The 17,060-nt window shown below is 75.1% G+C and carries 12 protein-coding genes; 4 read left to right on the plus strand and 8 right to left on the minus strand.

The features are described 5' to 3' along the window. Nucleotides 1-86: 86 nt before the first annotated feature. Nucleotides 87-692, plus strand: a complete 606-nt coding sequence (locus tag ACZ3J7_RS22805) for a DUF4352 domain-containing protein (RefSeq protein WP_465624067.1) — start codon at nt 87-89, stop codon at nt 690-692. A gap of 100 nt (nt 693-792) precedes the next feature. Here the strand turns inward: ACZ3J7_RS22805 and mfd are convergent, their stop codons facing one another. Further along, complete coding sequence (gene mfd, locus ACZ3J7_RS22810; RefSeq protein ID WP_465624069.1) at nt 793-4,401, minus strand: transcription-repair coupling factor; 3,609 nt, start codon at nt 4,399-4,401, stop codon at nt 793-795. A 549-nt stretch (nt 4,402-4,950) separates the two neighbouring features. On the opposite strand from mfd, the gene ACZ3J7_RS22815 reads away from it, so the two are divergent. Continuing rightward, a complete protein-coding gene (locus ACZ3J7_RS22815; protein WP_465624071.1) occupies nt 4,951-6,258 on the plus strand; it encodes a nucleotide sugar dehydrogenase in 1,308 nt (435 codons plus the stop codon). Between the two features lie 34 nt (nt 6,259-6,292). On the opposite strand, the gene ACZ3J7_RS22820 is transcribed toward ACZ3J7_RS22815, so the two are convergent. From ACZ3J7_RS22820 to ACZ3J7_RS22850, 7 genes are all read right to left on the minus strand, one after another. Beyond that, nucleotides 6,293-7,528 (minus strand): hypothetical protein, encoded by a 1,236-nt coding sequence (locus tag ACZ3J7_RS22820; RefSeq protein ID WP_465624074.1) that lies wholly within the window; start codon nt 7,526-7,528, stop codon nt 6,293-6,295. 170 nt (nt 7,529-7,698) lie between these two features. After that, nucleotides 7,699-10,011 carry an SUKH-4 family immunity protein gene (locus ACZ3J7_RS22825; RefSeq protein WP_465624076.1) on the minus strand — a complete coding sequence of 771 codons (2,313 nt, stop codon included), beginning with the start codon at nt 10,009-10,011 and terminating at the stop codon, nt 7,699-7,701. Between the two features lie 14 nt (nt 10,012-10,025). Continuing rightward, complete coding sequence (locus ACZ3J7_RS22830; protein WP_465624079.1) at nt 10,026-11,027, minus strand: SMI1/KNR4 family protein; 1,002 nt, start codon at nt 11,025-11,027, stop codon at nt 10,026-10,028. A 109-nt stretch (nt 11,028-11,136) separates the two neighbouring features. After that, complete coding sequence (locus ACZ3J7_RS22835) at nt 11,137-12,243, minus strand: DegT/DnrJ/EryC1/StrS family aminotransferase (protein ID WP_465624081.1); 1,107 nt, start codon at nt 12,241-12,243, stop codon at nt 11,137-11,139. A gap of 57 nt (nt 12,244-12,300) precedes the next feature. Further along, nucleotides 12,301-13,437, minus strand: a complete 1,137-nt coding sequence (locus ACZ3J7_RS22840; RefSeq protein WP_465624083.1) for a DegT/DnrJ/EryC1/StrS family aminotransferase — start codon at nt 13,435-13,437, stop codon at nt 12,301-12,303. Between the two features lie 50 nt (nt 13,438-13,487). After that, nucleotides 13,488-14,471, minus strand: coding sequence for an NAD-dependent epimerase/dehydratase family protein (locus ACZ3J7_RS22845; RefSeq protein WP_465624085.1), 984 nt, complete (start codon nt 14,469-14,471; stop codon nt 13,488-13,490). Further along, nucleotides 14,468-15,598 carry a Gfo/Idh/MocA family protein gene (locus ACZ3J7_RS22850; RefSeq protein WP_465624087.1) on the minus strand — a complete coding sequence of 377 codons (1,131 nt, stop codon included), beginning with the start codon at nt 15,596-15,598 and terminating at the stop codon, nt 14,468-14,470. Before ACZ3J7_RS22850 ends, ACZ3J7_RS22845 begins: the two co-directional genes overlap by 4 nt. A 365-nt stretch (nt 15,599-15,963) precedes the next feature. On the opposite strand from ACZ3J7_RS22850, the gene ACZ3J7_RS22855 reads away from it, so the two are divergent. Further along, nucleotides 15,964-16,419 (plus strand): YwqJ-related putative deaminase, encoded by a 456-nt coding sequence (locus ACZ3J7_RS22855; RefSeq protein ID WP_465624089.1) that lies wholly within the window; start codon nt 15,964-15,966, stop codon nt 16,417-16,419. A gap of 82 nt (nt 16,420-16,501) precedes the next feature. After that, nucleotides 16,502-16,969 carry an SUKH-3 domain-containing protein gene (locus ACZ3J7_RS22860; protein WP_465624092.1) on the plus strand — a complete coding sequence of 156 codons (468 nt, stop codon included), beginning with the start codon at nt 16,502-16,504 and terminating at the stop codon, nt 16,967-16,969. The last annotated feature ends 91 nt before the right edge of the window (nt 16,970-17,060 follow it).

Raw genomic sequence — 17,060 nt, forward strand, 5'->3', positions numbered from 1 at the left:
TCATTGACACTGTTCACAGCAGAGTGGTTCAGTGGAGCCGTCGCCGGAACCACCGGCCCACGCAGACCTCCTGGGGGGAACCCGCCATGTCCGTCCGCCTCCGCACCCGCCGCTCCGCCGCCGTCCTGCTCGGCGCGGCCCTGCTCGCCGCCGCCACCACCGCCTGCGGCCCGAGCGACAACGCGGTCTCCACCTCTCCCAAGAGCACCGCCGCCGCGCCGGCCGCGTCCGGCGGTGGCGGCTCGGCCCCGGCGGCCGACGCGGCGAAGCCCGCGGTGGCGAAGACCGGTGACACCATCGCCCTCAAGGGCACCGAGAAGAGCAACAGCGCGGACGTCACGGTGGTGAAGGTCGTCGACGGTGCCAAGGGCGCGGACGAGTACACCCAGCCCGCCGCCGGGAAGCGCTACGTCACCGTCCAGTTCCGGATCAAGGCGACCGGCACCGCCGCCTACTCCGACTCCCCGCACAACAGCGCCAAGCTGGTGGACGCCCAGGGCCAGAACTTCGAGGCGACCATCGCCGAGACCGAGGCCGGCCCGGAGTTCCCCGTCCCGCTGACCGTCGCCCCCGGGGACAGCGCGCTGGGCTGCGTCACCTTCGAGGTCCCGGCCGACGCCAAGCTCGACAAGGTGCAGTTCACCCTGGACAGCGGCTTCGCCCAGCAGGCCGGCCAGTGGAAGCTGGCCTGACCCGCGCCGGGGGGCCGGGAGACGCGGACGGGGGCGCCGGGGGGCGACCGTCGGCCGCCCTCCGGCGCCCCCGTCGACGGGTGCGCGCGGGTGGGTCCCGCTACCGCCTGAGGTCCTCGAACATGGTGCCCAGGAACTCGGCGCACCAGGACAGCAGCTCCCGCCCGACCAGCGGCTTGCCGCCGATCCGGCCACCGCTGCCGGGGCGCGGCACCAGCAGCTGCCGGGCGGCCGCCTTGACCTGGGTGCGCGGGTAGAGCCGGTTCAGCCGCAGCTCCTGCGACTCCCGCAGCTCGACCGGCCCGAACCGGACGAAGGTGCCCTGCAGGGTGATGTCGCCGACGCCGCAGCGCCGGGCGAACAGCCGCAGCCCCGCGACCAGCAGCAGGTTCTCCACCGGCTCGGGCAGCTTGCCGTACCGGTCGGTCAGCTCCTCGCGGACCTGCGCGATGTCGGCCTCCGAGTTGACCGCCGCGATCGAGCGGTACGCCTGCAGCCGCAGCCGCTCCCCCGGCGCGTAGTCGTGCGGGACGTGCGCGTCGACCGGCAGCTCGATCTTCACCTCCAGCGGCTCCTCCTCCGGCTCCCCGCCGCCGCTCTCCAGCGACTCGCGGAAATCGGCGACCGCCTCGCCGACCATCCGCATGTAGAGGTCGAAGCCGACGCCCGCGATGTGCCCGGACTGCTCGCCGCCGAGCAGGTTGCCGGCGCCGCGGATCTCCAGGTCCTTCATCGCGACGTACATGCCCGCGCCCATCTCGGTGTGCTGGGCGATGGTGGCGAGGCGCTCGTGCGCGGTCTCGGTGAGCGGCTTCTCCGGCGGGTACAGCATGTACGCGTAGCCGCGCTCGCGGCCCCGGCCGACCCGGCCGCGCAGCTGGTGCAGCTGGGACAGGCCGAAGGTGTCGCCGCGCTCCACGATCAGGGTGTTGGCGTTGGAGATGTCGATGCCGGACTCCACGATGGTGGTGGAGACCAGCACGTCGAACTCCTTCTCCCAGAAGTCGACGACGACCTTCTCCAGCTGGGTCTCCCCCATCTGCCCGTGCGCGGTCGCCACCCGGGCCTCCGGCACCAGGTCCTTCAACCGGGCGGCCGCCTTGTCGATCGACTCGACCCGGTTGTGGATGTAGAACACCTGGCCCTCGCGCAGGAGTTCGCGCCGGATCGCGGCCGAGATCTGCTTCTCGTCGTACGGGCCGACGAAGGTCAGCACCGGGTGCCGCTCCTCCGGCGGGGTGGTGATGGTGGACATCTCGCGGATGCCGGTGACCGCCATCTCCAGGGTGCGCGGGATCGGCGTCGCGGACATCGTCAGCACGTCCACGTTGGCCCGCAGCTTCTTCAGCTGCTCCTTGTGCTCGACGCCGAAGCGCTGCTCCTCGTCGACGATCACCAGGCCCAGGTCCTTGAACCTGGTCTCCGAGGCGAACAGCCGGTGGGTGCCGATCACCACGTCCACCGAGCCGTCGAACAGGCCCTCCAGCACGGCCTTCGCCTCGGTGTCGGTCTGGAACCGGGACAGCGCCCGCACGTTGACCGGGAAGTTCGCGTACCGCTCGGCGAAGGTCGAGAAGTGCTGCTGCACCAGCAGCGTGGTCGGCACCAGCACCGCCACCTGCTTGCCGTCCTGGACGGCCTTGAAGGCCGCCCGCACCGCGATCTCGGTCTTGCCGTAGCCGACGTCGCCGCAGATCAGCCGGTCCATCGGGACGGACTTCTCCATGTCGGCCTTGACCTCGCCGATGGTGGTCAGCTGGTCGGGCGTCTCCGCGTACGGGAAGGCGTCCTCCAGCTCGCGCTGCCACGGCGTGTCCGGGCCGAAGGCGTGGCCGGGGGCCGCCATCCGGGCCGAGTACAGCTTGATCAGGTCGGCGGCGATCTCCTTGACCGCCTTCTTGGCCCGCTGCTTGGTCTTCGCCCAGTCCGCGCCGCCGAGGCGGTGCAGCGTCGGCGCCTCGCCGCCCACGTACTTGGTGACCTGGTCGAGCTGGTCGGTCGGCACGAACAGCCGGTCGCCGGGGTGGCCGCGCTTGGCCGGCGCGTACTCCAGCACCAGGTACTCGCGGGTGGCGCCCTGCACGGTGCGCTGCACCATCTCCACGTACCGGCCGACACCGTGCTGCTCGTGCACCACGTAGTCGCCGGCCGCCAGCGCCAGCGGGTCGATCGCGTTGCGGCGGCGCGACGGCATCCGGCGCATGTCCTTGGTGGAGGACCTCTGGCCGGACAGGTCGGTCTCGGTGACGACGGTGAGCTTCAGCTCCTCGTCGACGAAGCCGTGCTCGATCGAGCCGCACGAGACGTACACCACGTCCCGGGTCGGGGCCTCGGCGAGGTCGGCGACCAGCCGGGCCGCGATGCCCTCGTTGCCGAGCACCTCGGCCAGCCGGGACGCCGGGCCGTGGCCCTCGGTCACCATCACCACCCGCCAGTCGGCGGCCAGCCGGTCCCTGGCGTCGGCGATCGCCCGCGCGGTGTCGCCCCGGTACGCCTCGACGGCGTGCATGCCCAGGGTCAGGGTGTCGGCGTCGCGTTCGAGGACGCCGTCGACGGTGGAGTCGCTGGTGGCGAACGGGCTGACCGACCACCACGGCAGGCCGATGCCCGCCGCGTGCTCGCGGACGTCCGCCAGCGACCGGAGCGAGGCGGCCGAGACGTCGATCGCCTCCAGGTCGATCGGGCGGTCGGCGCCCGCCGCCGCGGCCACCCAGGACGCGGCCAGGAACTCCTGGCTGGTGGCGACCAGGTCGGCGGCCCGGGTGCGGACCCGCTCCGGGTCGCACACCACGGCGACCGAGCCGGTCGGCAGCACGTCGAGCAGCAGCTCCATGTCGTCCACCAGCACCGGGGCCAGCGACTCCATCCCCTCGACCGCGATGCCCTGCGCGATCTTGTCCAGGATCTCGGCCAGCTCCGGGTGCGCGACCGCCAGCTCGGCGGCCCTGGCGCGCACCCGGTCGGTCAGCAGCAGCTCCCGGCAGGGCGGCGCCCACAGGCCGTGCTCGGCGATCTCCAGCGAACGCTGGTCGGCGACCTTGAAGTAGCGGATCTCCTCGACGTCGTCGCCCCAGAACTCCACCCGCAGCGGGTGCTCCTCGGTCGGCGGGAAGACGTCCAGGATGCCGCCGCGCACCGCGAACTCGCCGCGCTTCTCGACCAGTTCGACCCGGGCGTAGGCGGCGGCCGCCAGTCCGCGGGCCACCTCCTCCAGGTCGTGCCGCTCGCCCCGGCGCAGCGCCACCGGCTCCAGCTCGGCCAGGCCCTTCACCTGCGGCTGCAGCACGCTGCGCACCGGCGCGACCACCACCTGCACCGGCCCGGCGGCCGGGTCGTCCGCCCTGGGGTGGACGATCCGGCGCAGCACCGCCAGTCGGCGGCCGACGGTGTCCGAGCGCGGGGAGAGCCGCTCGTGCGGCAGCGTCTCCCAGGCCGGGAACTCGGCGACCGCGTCGGCGGGCAGCAGCGAGCGGAGCGAGGCGGCCAGGTCCTCGGCCTCCCGCCCGGTGGCGGTGACGGCCAGTACCGGCCGGCCCCGCTCACCGCCCCGGCCGGCCAGCGAGCGGGCCAGCGCCGCGATCGCGAACGGCCGGGCGGCGGGCGGGCCGACCAGGTCGAGGTGCTGCCTGTGCCCCGTGGCCGCCGCCTCGATCGCCTCGGCGAGGGCGGCGTCCCGTACGACGACATCGAGCAGTCCGGACAAGCTCATACGTCAGTTTCTCCACGACGGGGAGTGGCCCGGCACAGCGACGGCCGGGCAGCGCGACAGGCCCGGAACGCGGTGCGCCCGGGGGGTGTCCAGCCTACGCCGCGCCGGCGCCGCGCACGCGGTGCGGCGTCCCCTCCCGCGCCCTCGGGGCGGATCGTCCCGACTGACCGGTATCCGGCACGGCTTGTCCAGAGATCATGCGGTCGACACATTGCTGTCACTGTGCGTCCATGGTGGACGCGCACCATGGATGTCAGCGCAGGCCGCATCCAACCGTGGGGGATGGCTGTGGAAGCGCGGTCGCACCTCGATGGGGGTCGGGAGTGCGAAGGCCGGGCGACCCTGGGTGGGGGCGCCCGTGCCACTCACGCCGAGGACCGCGGCGCCCGCTCCCGGGCGGGTGCCGCGGGTCTCGGCGTCCTGCGTTTCCGGGCCCTCCCGCCGCTCCCGCACCACTTCGGGCGAAGCCGCCCGCACGGAGGTCCAGGCTCCGTACCCTCGTGTGAAGAAGGTGTGGGGACACCGGTCCTTTCAGGGGGTTTCTTCGTCATGCGCGTCGTCATCGCAGGTCAGGGCTATGTCGGACTCCCGCTGGCGGTCCGCGCCGCCGAGGTGGGCCACCGGGTCGTCGGCTACGACGTGGACGTGCGCCGGGTCAAGCGGCTCGCGGTCGGCGAGTCGTACGTCGAGGACATCCCCGCGGAGCGGCTGCGTCCGCTGCTCGACGGCGGGGCGTACCTGCCCAGCGCCGAGCCCGCCGACGTCGCGGACTTCGACGTCGCGGTGATCACCGTCCCGACCCCGCTGCGGGACGGCGTGCCCGACCTCTCCTTCATCGAGGCGTCCGCGAGGCTGCTGGGGCGGCACCTGAAGCGCGGCGCGACGGTCGTGCTGGAGTCCACCACCTACCCGGGCACCACCGAGGAGCTGCTCGCCCCGCTGCTGGAGGAGGGTTCCGGGCTGCGGGCCGGCCGCGACTTCCACCTCGGCTACAGCCCGGAGCGGATCGACCCCGGCAACCCGGTGTGGAAGCTGGAGAACACCCCGAAGGTCGTCTCCGGCACCACCCCCGAGGGCCTGGCCGCCGTGGCCGGCTTCTACGGGCAGCTGGTCGAGCGGACGGTGCCGGTCTCCTCCTGCAAGGAGGCGGAGCTGACCAAGCTGCTGGAGAACACCTTCCGGCACGTGAACATCGCGCTGGTCAACGAGCTGGCGATGTTCGCCCACGACCTCGGCATCGACGTCTGGGAGGCGATCGACGCGGCCTCCACCAAGCCGTTCGGCTTCCTGCGCTTCACCCCCGGTCCGGGCGTCGGCGGGCACTGCCTGCCGATCGACCCGTCCTACCTGTCGTGGCGGGTGGAGCGCGCGCTCGGGCAGTCCTTCCGGTTCGTCGAGCTCGCCAACGACGTCAACAGCCACATGCCGGACTACGTGGTGCGCCGCCTCACCGAGGCGCTCAACCAGCGCCGCCGCAGCGTGAACGGCTCCCGGGTGCTGGTCCTCGGCCTCGCCTACAAGGCCAACACCGGCGACGCCCGGGAGACCCCCGCCGCCCGGATCGTCGACCTGCTCACCCGCCAGGGCGCGGAGGTCCGCGCCGCCGACCCGCACGTCGTCGCGGGCGTGCACGTCGCCGAGCCGCACGTCCCCGGCCAGCGCACCCCCGCCCACGAGGGCGGCCCGCTGGCCGGCGTCCACCGCGTCGAGGCCACCCCCGAGGAGCTGGCGGCCGCCGACGCGGTCGTCCTGCTCGCCGACCACGACGAGTTCGACTACGAGGCGGTCACCACCCACGCCCGGTACGTCCTGGACTGCCGGCGGCGGCTCACGGGGTCGACGGTCGAGGTCCTGTAGCGGCGGGCGGGGGCCCCGGCGGGGGCCTCCGGCCTCAGCCCCTGCGCTGGATGCGGTTGCGGTCCGGGCGGGTGTCGTGGTCGATGCCGTCGTCGACGATGACGATCTTCGGGACGATGCGGTCCTCGACGGTGGCGTCCGGGCCGGGCTTCGGCTCGGGAGCGGCCGCGGGCTTCGGCTCGGTCGCGGGCTTCGGCGGGAGCGGGTCCTTGTTGAAGCTCGCGGGCTTGGCGGGCGGGGCCGGGGGCGCGGCGGGGGCCGGCGGGGTGTAGGGCTTGCGGGGGTCGTCCTGCTTGGCCTTGACCGGGCCGAGGACGGTGGTGGGCTGGTCGACGGCCGGGGCGGCCGGCTTCGCGGGGGCGGCGTCCTCCGGGTCCTCGGGGTCCTCGATGGCGCCGACGGCGGCGCCGGTGAGGGAGGCGAGGGTGCCCTTGATGTGGTCGAGGTGGGTCTGGACCTTGTCGAGGCGCTTGGTGAAGTCGGCCTGTTCGCGCTCGCTGGCGGCCCTGATCCGGGCGGCCTTCTCCTGGGCGGCGGCGAGCGCGGCGTCGGCCTTGGCCTGGGCCTCGGTGTCGAGGCGGCGGGCCTCCGCCAGCATCGCCTCGCGGTGCTGCTCGGCCTCCTTGACCCGGGCGTCGGCGGCGGCGGTGACCTTGGCCACGGCGGCGTCGGCGGCGGCCTCGGCGGCGGCGAAGTCCTCGTCGGCCTTGCGGCGGCGCTCGGCCAGGGCGGTCTCGGACTGCTCGGAGGCGTTGGCGGCGGCGACCCGGACCCGGGCGGCGTGGCCGGTCGCGGCGTGCACGACGGCGCGGGCCTCGGCGTCGGCCTCGGCGCGGATGCGCTCGGCCTCGGCGCGGCTGCGCTCGTCGGTGCGGCGGACGAACTGGTCGGTCTCCTCGCGCAGCTTGAGGGCGAACTCCTTCGCCGCCTTCGCGGCGGCCTCGCCGGCCTCGTGGGCGGCGTCCCGGGCGTCCTCGCCGGAGCGCTTGGCCTTAGCGTGGATGGCGTCGGCCTCGTTCAGGGCGATCCCGAGCAGGGCCGCCGCCTGGTCGCTGAGCTCGGCGAAGTCGGGGTCGGGGGCGTCCTCGGCGGCCTGCCGGATCTCGGCGAGGCGCTTCTCCATCTCGCGCAGGCCACCGCCCAGGACGCTGAGCCGCTCCCACGCCTCGTCGCGTGCGCGGCTGTGGGCGGTGACGGCCGCGTCGACCTGGTCGGGCGCGTAGCCGCGCCGGGACACGGTGAAGCCGTACTGGGACACGGCGTCGCTCATTTCGGCTGTTCTCCTCGTGCTCGCGGGCTGCGCGGCCCCGCCGGATGCGTGGTTCGGGTGGGTCGGCTGAACCGTCCCATTGACCTATTTTGCGCAGATACGAACGCAAACCAAACAGGGTCCGGTCGCGCGGCCGGGGGAACCGGCCGCGCGGCGCGGGTGCGGCGGGGCTACAGCAGACCGTCCCAGAGCTGTTCGACGAGGACCGCCCACCAGCTCTCGGGGGTGTACACGGCGGCCGGGTCGAAGGCGGTCAGCTGGGCCTGGAGGTCGGTGGTCCAGCGGCCGGCCTGCTCGGGGTTGAGGCCGAGCCGCAGGCGCCACATCCGGGCCAGCACGGTGAGGCAGGCGACGAACTCGGGGACGCCCGAGTTGACGAAGCGCGGCGGCTCGGCCGGGTTCTCCAGGTCGACGGCGACCACCGCCGCAGTGCCGTACTGGACGCACAGCTGGCGGCCGTAGTCGTTGCCGAGCACCAGGTAGCCGCCGAAGTCCGGGCCGGCCGGCAGGCCGCGCTCGGCGGCGAGCTCGGCCAGCGTCGGGATCGGCCGGCCCTCCTGCGCCTGGGCCCAGAAGAACGGCGCGAACTCGCGCGGCAGGCCGACCCACGTCAGGACGTGGGCGACCACCTCGGGGACGCCCTGGCGGGCGACCGCGCGCTGCTCGAACCGGAACATCGACGGCCCGAACATGCCGCCGAGCTCCGCCGCGAGCTGCTGCGGCGGCGGGGGCGGCAGCTGCGGGACGCTGCCGGGCGCGGGTAGCGGCACCCGGACGGTGCGCGGGCGCGGCGGCGCGGAGACCAGCTGGTGCAGCTGCTCGACGTGCTCGCTGAGCACGTTCATGCCGGCCTGCCGGCCGGCGGCGTCGCGGCCGTACGGGGCGGTGTGGCTGATCCGGGCGTTCGGCCAGGACGCCCGGACCATCCGGGCGCAGTAGCCGCCGGGCAGGTCGCACAGCTCCAGGTCGGTGTGCACCTCCAGCACCTGGTCCGGGGGCACGCCGAGGCGGCGCAGCTCCTGCAGGGCCCTCCACTCGGGGTGCGGGGTGCCGAGCTCGGAGGTCATCACCAGGTTCAGCTCGGAGCCGTCCGGGCCCCGGTAGTTGACCACGGCGGTGGTGCCGGGGCCGACCGTCGGCGGGCCGGCCGGCGGCGGGGCCACCGGGCCGGGCGCGCCGGGGAACGGCGGCGGGGGCGCCTGGAACGGCGGCTGGGCCGGGCCGGGGCCGCCGGGGCCCGGGAACGGCGGGGTGGCGCCCGGCGGCAGCTCGATCGCCGGGGCCAGCTGGGTGGCCTGGTGGGCGACGGCGGCGGACTCGGGCGCGGCGGGCGGCGCGGCGGGCGCGGCGGGCGGCGCGGCGGGCGCGGCGCCGTCGGGGCGCAGCCCGGCGGGGGCGGGCGGCGGCGGGGCGGTCGGGCCGGAGCGGCCGCCCGTGTGCGGGGCGGGGCCGCCGCTGGACGGCAGCAGGTCGCTGGGCGGGGGCGGCGGGGGCGCGCCGGGGCCGGAGCGGCCGCCCGTGTGCGGGGCGGGGCCGCCGCTGGACGGCAGCAGGTCGCTGGGCGGGGGCGGCGGGGGCGCGCCGGGGCCGGAACGGCCGCCCGCGTGCGGGGCGGGGCCGCCGGGCGCACCGGGCAGGCCGGGGGCGCCGGGCAGGCCCATCAGGCCGGGCGGGCCGTCGGTGGCGAGCATGGTCGCGGCGTAGTTGACCCCGGGCCCGGCCCCGGGCCCCGGCGCGGGCGCGGCGGGCGCGGGTGCGGCCGACGGCGCGGGCGGCACGGGCGTGCCGGGAACCGGCGTGGCCGGGCCGCCGACCGGGTACGGCGGGGTGGCCCCCGGCGGCGGGGGCGGGGCGAGCAGGGTGGCGGCCTCGGAGCCGGGCGGCGGGGGCGGGGCGAGCACGGTGGCGGCCTCGGAGCCGGGCGGCGGCGGGACGGGCGTGCCGGGCACGGGCGTGGGCGTGCCGGTGAAGTAGCTGGGGCCCTCCCCGCCGGACTCCGGCCCCGGCGCGGCCTGCGGCACCGGCTGCGGCTGCGGTGCGGGCGGCGCCGGGGAGGCGGGCGGCGCGGGCGCGGCGAGGCGTCCGGCCTCGGCGGCGATCGCGGCGGCGCCGGCCTCCTGCAGCCACTGCGGGGGGCTGAGCAGGAAGGAGGTGGCCTCGACGGCGCCGCGCACCGGTTTGGCGGCGCCGGCCGGGTTGGGTTCGCCGGCGGTGCCGTACAGCTCCTCGTACTGCCGGACCACCTCGTTGACCGGCAGCGGCGGCCAGAGGGTGCTGGCGCCGCTGTCGCGGGCGATCACCAGGCGCGGCGAGGTACCGTTGCCGCCGGTGTGCTCGCTGCCGTCGACGGCCCAGCAGACGTAGCCGAGGTCGAACTCGCGGACCTTCACCTCGCGGTGCTGCGAGCGCGGCACCCCGGCGTTGATCCAGTCCTCGGCGGTCTCCTGCGCCTGCGCGTACGTGGTCACCACGTCTCGTCCCACCCCTGTCGTTCTGGTCAGTTCACCGGGACGGCGCGGGCGAAGCCGCCGTCCACCATGAGTTCGGCGACGGTCTCCAGCTCCGCGGGGCTGCCCGCGAGGCGCAGCAGGAAGGCGTCGAAGCTGTCGGCGCAGGGCAGCAGGAGGCGCCGCACGCGCTGCTCGACGGGTTCGTCGGAGCCGTCGTCGCGGGCGTCGTCGTGGGGCAGGAAGCCGACCGAGCCGGTGTCCTCGCCGCGGACCTTGACGGTCAGCAGGCCGCCCTGCAGGTAGGCGACGGCGAGGTGGTCCTTGGTGAGGTGGTCGCGCAGGCACTTGTTGGCGTACACCAGGTCGTCGGTGCCGTACTCCTCGCTGAGGGTGAGGAACGGCTGGTCGACCAGCAGGCCGAGGTCGACGTCGAGGGCGACGCCGGCCGGGGCGCGGCCGCCGGCCAGCTTGAGGAAGTCCCGGTAGGCGGGCGGCAGCGGGTGGCCGAGGCGCTGTTCGGCGCGCTGGACGAGGTCCTCGGTGACGGCGACCGGGTCGCCGCCGTCCTTGGCGAGCGGGAAGTGCGCGGGGCGGTGGTCCTGCAGCGGGCGGGTGCCGCGGCGGGTGTGGTCGGCGGTGGAGCGGGCCAGACCACCGTGGTGCCGCAGCAGGGCCTTGACCTCGACCGGGACGAGTTCCATCCGGCGCCAGCCGCCGGCGGCGCCGCCGACCGCGTGGTGCCAGGTCCAGCCGGGCGGGGTGGCGACGGCGCAGTCCAGGTCGGCCCAGAGCTCGTGGCCCTGGGTGTAGAGCGCGGCGTTCGCCGACACGTAGTCGGTCAGGCGCAGTTCGTCGACGCCGAAGCCGGCCGGCGGGTCGGCGACCTCGGCGGCGGCGGCCGCGTACGGCGAGAAGTCGGGGTACCCGTTCTCGTCGACGCGCACGCCCCGGGGGTGCCGCTGGGCCCGGACCGGGTCCGGGAACTGCACCACCTGGCCCGCGTACGCCGCGTTGGGCGCGGCGGCGGTGCCGGGCCGACCTGTCGTCATCTGTGGTCCCCCACTGGCAGAAGCCGATTTCCTCGGGGACCAGCCTAGGGCAACGGCCGTGCGCGTTCAGGGGCGCGGGGGTACCCGTACGGCCGGTGCCCGTCGTGGTTCAGCGGCGGCGCAGCGCGGTGGCCAGCGTCTCGGCGACCCGGGTCTGCTGGTCCTCGGTGAGCTGCGGGAACAGCGGCAGGGTGAGGAGCTGTCCGGCGGCCCGTTCGGTGACCGGGAAGGCGCCCTCGCGGTGGCCGAGGTGGCGGAACGCGGGCTGCAGGTGGACCGGGACGGGGTAGTGCACGCCGGCGCCGATCCCGGCCTCCTGGAGCGCGGCCAGGACGCCGTCCCGGTCGTGCTCGACGCGGACGGCGTACAGGTGCCAGACGTGTTCGTTGCCGGGCAGGGTGCGGGGCAGCGTGATGCCGTCCAGGTCGCCGAGCAGCTTGTCGTAGCGCTCGGCGGCGGCCCGCCGGGCGTCGTTCCAGGCGGGCAGCCGGCGGAGCTTGGCGCGCAGCACCACGGCCTGCAGGGTGTCCATCCGGGAGTTGAAGCCGAACTTCTCGTGGACGTACTTGCGGGCCGAGCCGTGGTCGCCGATCAGCCGCACCGCGTCGGCGAGGTCGGCGTCGTCGGTGACCACGGCGCCGGCGTCGCCGTACGCGCCGAGGTTCTTGCCGGGGTAGAAGCTGGTGGCCGAGATCCGGCCCCAGCTGCCGGAGGGCCGGCCGTGCCGGGTGGCGCCCTGCGACTGGGCGCCGTCCTCGACCACCGGCAGTCCGTCGGCGATCTCCAGCAGGGCTTCCACCGGCGCGAGTTGGCCGTTCAGGTGGACGGGGAGCAGGGCGACGGCGTCCGGCACCCGGGCGGCCGCCTGCTCGACGTCGATCAGCAGGTGCTCCTCGTCGGCATCGACCAGCACCGGGGTCAGTCCGGCCCGGACCACCGCCTCGGCGGTCGCCACGAAGGTGTTCGCGGGCAGCACCACCCCGCCGCCGGGCTTCAACTCCAGGGCGCGCAGTGCCAGTTCCAGTGCGTCGGTGCCGTTCGCCGTCCCCACCGCGTGCCCGACGCCGGAGAACTCGGCGTACTCCCGCTCGAACGCGGCCACGTCGGGGCCCTTTATGTAGGCCCCGCTCGCCAGCACCGCGTCGAAGCCCGCGCGGACCTCGTCGGCGATCTCGGCGTGCGAGGCGTGCAGGTCGACCAGGGGGATGTTCGTCACGGCGTGGGCCTCTCGTTGGCGGGAGCGGGGACGCGAGTCGACCGCGCGGGGGGCCGTTCAGGGCCGCAGCGCGGCCTTGAGCGCCGCGACGACGTGGTCCTGCTGCTCGTGCGTGAGCGCGTGGTAGAGCGGCAGGATCAGCGACCGCGCGGTGATGGTCTCGGTGACCGGGAGCGGCACCCGGGCGGTGCCCTTGTACGGGGCCTCCAGGTGGGCGGCCATGATGCCGCGCCGGGCGGAGACGCCGTCGGCGGCGAGCCGGGTGAGGACCTCGGCGCGGTCGGGGGCGCCCGCGGGGAGCAGCAGCCACAGCGACTGGAAGTTGCCGGTGCCGTGCGCCGGGTCGTCGACCAGTCCGGCGGCGAGTTCCGGGCCGAGCAGGTCGCGGTAGCGGGCGGCGAGTTCGCGCCGCCGGGCGACCATCGCGGGGAGCTTGCCGAGCTGGACCAGGCCGATCGCCGCCTGGACGTCGGTCATCCGGTGGTTGTAGCCGATCTCGTCGTAGGTCTCGACGACGCCGGCCCCGCCCGCGCCGGCGTGCCGGTCGGCGGCCGAGACGCTCATCCCGTGCTCGCGCAGCCGCCGCAGCCGGGCGGCGAGGTCGGCGTCCCGGCAGGTGACCATGCCGCCCTCGCCGGTGGTGAGCAGTTTGCGCGGGTGGAAGGAGTACGCGGCGATGGCGGCGCCCGCGCCGGCCGGGCGGCCGCGGTAGGTGGATCCGGCGGCGCACGCGGCGTCCTGGACGACGGTGACGCCGCGCGGTCCGACCAGGGCGGTGATCGCGTCCAGGTCGACCGGGACGCCGCCCTGGTCGACCGCGACGACGGCCCGGGTGCGTGCGGTGAGCAGCGGGGCGACGGTCTCGGGGGTGAGGTTGCCGGTGGCCGGGTCGACGTCGGCGAAGACCGGGGTGGCGCCGACGTAGGTGACGGCGTTGGCGGTGGCGATGAAGGAGAGCGAGGGCACGACGACCTCGTCGCCGGGGCCGACGCCGGCGCCGATCATCGCCAGGTGCAGGGCGGTGGTGCAGGAGGAGACGGCGACGGCGTGCGGCACGCCGACGGCCTCGGCGAACGCCCGCTCGAACGCGGCCACCCGGGGGCCCTGCGCGACCCAGCCGGAGCGGACCGCCTCGGCGGCGGCCTCGGCCTCCTCCTCGCCGAGCCACGGGATCATGACGGGGATGGTGGACATGGTGCTGCTCCTTCGCCTCGCGCGGGACTGCCGGCTGCCGGACCTGCGGGTCACACCTGGGCGCGCCACCAGCCGACGAGTTCGCGCAGCCCGTCCTCCAGGCCGAGTTCGGGCTTCCAGCCGAGGTCGCGCTCGGCGGCGGAGACGTCGGCGAGGCGCCGCACCACGCCGCCGGCGGTGTCCCGGGCGGGGCCGTGCTCGACGTCCAGGTCGGAGTCCATCGCGACCAGCAGCGCGTCGGCGAGGCCGCGCAGCGAGACCTCGGTGCCGGAGGCGATGTTGTAGACCCGGTCGGTGACGGGGGCGGCGGCGGCCAGCAGGTTGGCCCGGGCGATGTCCTCGGTGTAGACGAAGTCCATGGTCTGGGCGCCGTCGCCGAAGATCAGCGGGGGCTGTCCGGCGGCGATCCGCTCCATCCAGCGGATGAACACCTCGGTGTAGCGGCCGTGCACGTCCATCCGCGGGCCGTACACGTTGAAGTACCGCAGGGCGACGTAGTCGAGGCCGTGCATGGCGTGGAAGCTGCGCAGCAGGCCCTCGTTGAAGACCTTGGCGGCGCCGTACAGGGTGTCGTTGTGGTACGGGTGCTGGGTCTCGGGCGTCGGGAAGGTGTCGGCGAGGCCGTAGACCGAGGCGGTGGAGGAGGCGACGACCTTGCGCACGCCGGTCTCGGCGGCGGCCTCGACCACGTCGAAGGTGCCGTCGACCATGACCTCCAGGGCGAGCCGGGGTTCGGCGGCGCACTGGGTGATCCGGATCGCGGCGAGGTGGAACAGCACGTCGGTGCCGGGGCCGAGCAGCTCGCGCAGCAGGGCCCGGTCGCGGATGTCGCCGTCGACGACCCGCAGCTGTCCGGGGGCGGCGAGCTCCTCGGCGCGGGCCAGGTTGGCCATCCGGCCGCGGCCGAAGTTGTCGAGGACGACGACCTCGCGGGCGCCGGCCACGATCAGCTGGTCGACGACGGTGGAGCCGATGGTGCCGGCGCCGCCGGTGACCAGGCAGCGGGAGCCTTCGAGGGGGACGGCGGCGTTCATCGTGCGGTGGCCTTCTGCTGGGCGGGAAGCTGGCGGGTGATCGCGTCGGTGTCCTGGTCCGCGTCCACCGGGACGGTCGCGCCGCCCAGTTCGAGGCTGCGGGAGGCGGCGTGCAGCAGGCGCAGCACGCGCAGTCCGGCCCGGCCGTCGGTGAGCGGGGCGCGGCCCTCGGTGATGGCGGCGGCGAACTCCCCCATCACGTTGCGCAGCGCCTCCTGCTCGACCAGGGCGGGGGCGACCACGTCGCCGACCCGGTAGGAGATCAGGGCGCGGTGCCGGATGGCGTCGGTGAGCTCGTCGGGCGGGGTGAGGTCGACGCCGCGGTCGTGGACGGCGAGCCGGGCCTGCGGGTTGAGGTCGTCCCAGACCAGGGTGCGGCGGGAGCCGCCGATCAGCGTGGTGCGGACCTTGGTCGGGGAGAGCCAGTTGACGTGGCAGTGGGCGAGCGCGCCGTTGGACAGGCGCAGCGTCAGGTAGGCGACGCAGGCCCGGCCGGCCCCGATCGGGTCGGCGGCCTGGGCGCTGACGCCGACGGGCTCGACGCCCGGCGGCAGCACGAAGTCGAGGATCGACAGGTCGTGCGGGGCGAGGTCCCACAGCACGTCCACGTCGGGCTGGACCAGGCCGAGGTTGATCCGCACCGAGTCGAAGAACTGGACGTCGCCGATCTCGCCGCCGTGCACCAGCTCGCGGATCCGGCGCACCACCGGCGTGTAGCAGAAGGTGTGGTCGCACATCAGGACCAGGCCGCGCTCCTCGGCGAGGGCGACCAGGTCGGCGGCCTCCTCGACGGTGGTGGTGATCGGCTTCTCCACCAGGACGTGCTTGCCGGCCTCCAGGGCGGCCCGGGCCAGCCGGTGGTGCGCCCCGGCGGGGGTGGCGATGGCCACCGCCTGCACCCGCTCGTCCGCGAGCACCTGCTCGTAGGAGGTGGTGGAGGCGACCGTGGAGTACTCGCCGAGGACCTTGCGGGAGCGCTCCTCGTCGAGGTCGCACAGCCAGTGCAGCCGCAGGGCGGCGGTCTGCTGGGCGTTGCGGACCAGGTTCGGGCCCCAGTAGCCGGCGCCGACCACGGCCAGGCCGATCCGCCGGTCGGGCTGCCGTTCGGTGCTGCCCGGTGTGGGCACGTGTTCCCCTGGCGCCTCGTGCGCCACGACGTTCGACCCCATCGCAAGACCCCCCTTGCCGCCGCGTCGCTCGAACGGTACCGGCCCGGCCGGGCCGCCCGGGGCACAATCGGCAAAACCGATGAACGCCACCAGGGGGGCGCGGGGCGGGACTTCGGCCCTCCGTACACCCCCGCGCGCCCCCTGTCCGGACCCCGGCGCGGCGCACCCCGGAACGGTTTGGCAGGCTGGATGCTCTGGGGTGAGGATTCACTGTCAGTGGGGCCCGCTACCCTGCGTGATCCGCACGTGATCCACACCGTCCGTCAGCAGACCCCCGGCAGCGGAGAACTGCCGGTGCGCCGCACCAACGCCGAGGAGCAGTCATGGACCAGTCGGGCCCGCCGCCCGTGTTGCGCCACCAGCGCGACAGCCTGCTGCCCGCGGTCGCGGCCGCGCTGTCGCTGCGCGGCGGCGAGGTGCACACGCTGGCCGGGGAGAAGTCCGAGCTGCCGCCGATGCTGCACCCGCTGGTCGGGGAGTTCCTGGCGGCGCTGCCGGTGGACAAGCGCGAGCGCTTCGTGGGCCGCTGCCCGGAGGCCGCGCTGCTCTCCCAGTACCTGGGGCAGGTCGACGCGTCCCGCTCGAAGCGGGCCGCGCGCAAGCCGATGACGGTGCAGGAGGCCCGCAAGGCGCTCAAGGGGGCTCGGATGACCACGCTGCGGATCCGCGAGGAGGGCGACCCGGCGCACGGCACGCACGCCCCGCCGTGCCGCTCCTGCGCCCCGCTGCTGGACCACCTGAACGTGGCCAGCGTCGAGGTCGGGCCGCCCGCCCGCTAGAAGCCCCCGCCCCGCCGCCGAACCCCCGGAGCACGCCCTGAACGCCAGCACCGTCCGCACCCAGCCCCGTTTCCCGGCCGACGTGGCCGCCGCCCTCAAGCAGGCCGGCTGGCACCCGGGCCGCTGGGAGATCCGGCAGGCCGAGCAGTGGGCCGACGCCCTGGTCGCGTACGGCGGTCCGCTGGAGCCGCAGCACTCGGTGTTCCCGGCCGCGATCGAGGCCTGGGCGGAGTTCGGCGGCCTGGCCTTCGACGTGCCCGGGCCGGGCGACACCCTGGCCCGCACCCCGTTCCTGCTCGACCCCCGCTGCGGCCTGCACGCCCCGCGCACCCTGGCCGACCTCGGCCGCGCCCTGGACACCCGGCTCGCCCCGCTCGGCGAGGAGCGGTACGGGCAGGCGCTGCTGGCCATCGACGAGCTGGGCCGGGTCTACAGCCTCGACCACACCGGCGAGTGGTTCCTCGGCCCGAGCGTCGACCGGGCGATCGGCACCCTGGTCCTCGGCCGCGCCCCGCACCGGCTGCGCACCGCCCGGGACGAGAGGGCCTAGACGAGTAGTTCCGAAGTCAGCTGGCTTTGCTGGTTCTGCTTCGGACATGCAGGAAGGGTGTCCAGCATTCGGGTTGTGACGACCGAAGAAC

Source organism: Kitasatospora sp. NPDC015121, from assembly GCF_055562955.1.

Bases quoted from the DNA above. Each gene is read 5' to 3' on its own strand.
- ACZ3J7_RS22805 (WP_465624067.1), top strand. From the start codon at position 87: ATGTCCGTCCGCCTCCGCACCCGCCGCTCCGCCGCCGTCCTGCTCGGC.
- mfd (WP_465624069.1), bottom strand. From the start codon at position 4,401: ATGAGCTTGTCCGGACTGCTCGATGTCGTCGTACGGGACGCCGCCCTC.
- ACZ3J7_RS22815 (WP_465624071.1), top strand. From the start codon at position 4,951: ATGCGCGTCGTCATCGCAGGTCAGGGCTATGTCGGACTCCCGCTGGCG.
- ACZ3J7_RS22820 (WP_465624074.1), bottom strand. From the start codon at position 7,528: ATGAGCGACGCCGTGTCCCAGTACGGCTTCACCGTGTCCCGGCGCGGC.
- ACZ3J7_RS22830 (WP_465624079.1), bottom strand. From the start codon at position 11,027: ATGACGACAGGTCGGCCCGGCACCGCCGCCGCGCCCAACGCGGCGTAC.
- ACZ3J7_RS22840 (WP_465624083.1), bottom strand. From the start codon at position 13,437: ATGTCCACCATCCCCGTCATGATCCCGTGGCTCGGCGAGGAGGAGGCC.
- ACZ3J7_RS22845 (WP_465624085.1), bottom strand. From the start codon at position 14,471: ATGAACGCCGCCGTCCCCCTCGAAGGCTCCCGCTGCCTGGTCACCGGC.
- ACZ3J7_RS22855 (WP_465624089.1), top strand. From the start codon at position 15,964: ATGGACCAGTCGGGCCCGCCGCCCGTGTTGCGCCACCAGCGCGACAGC.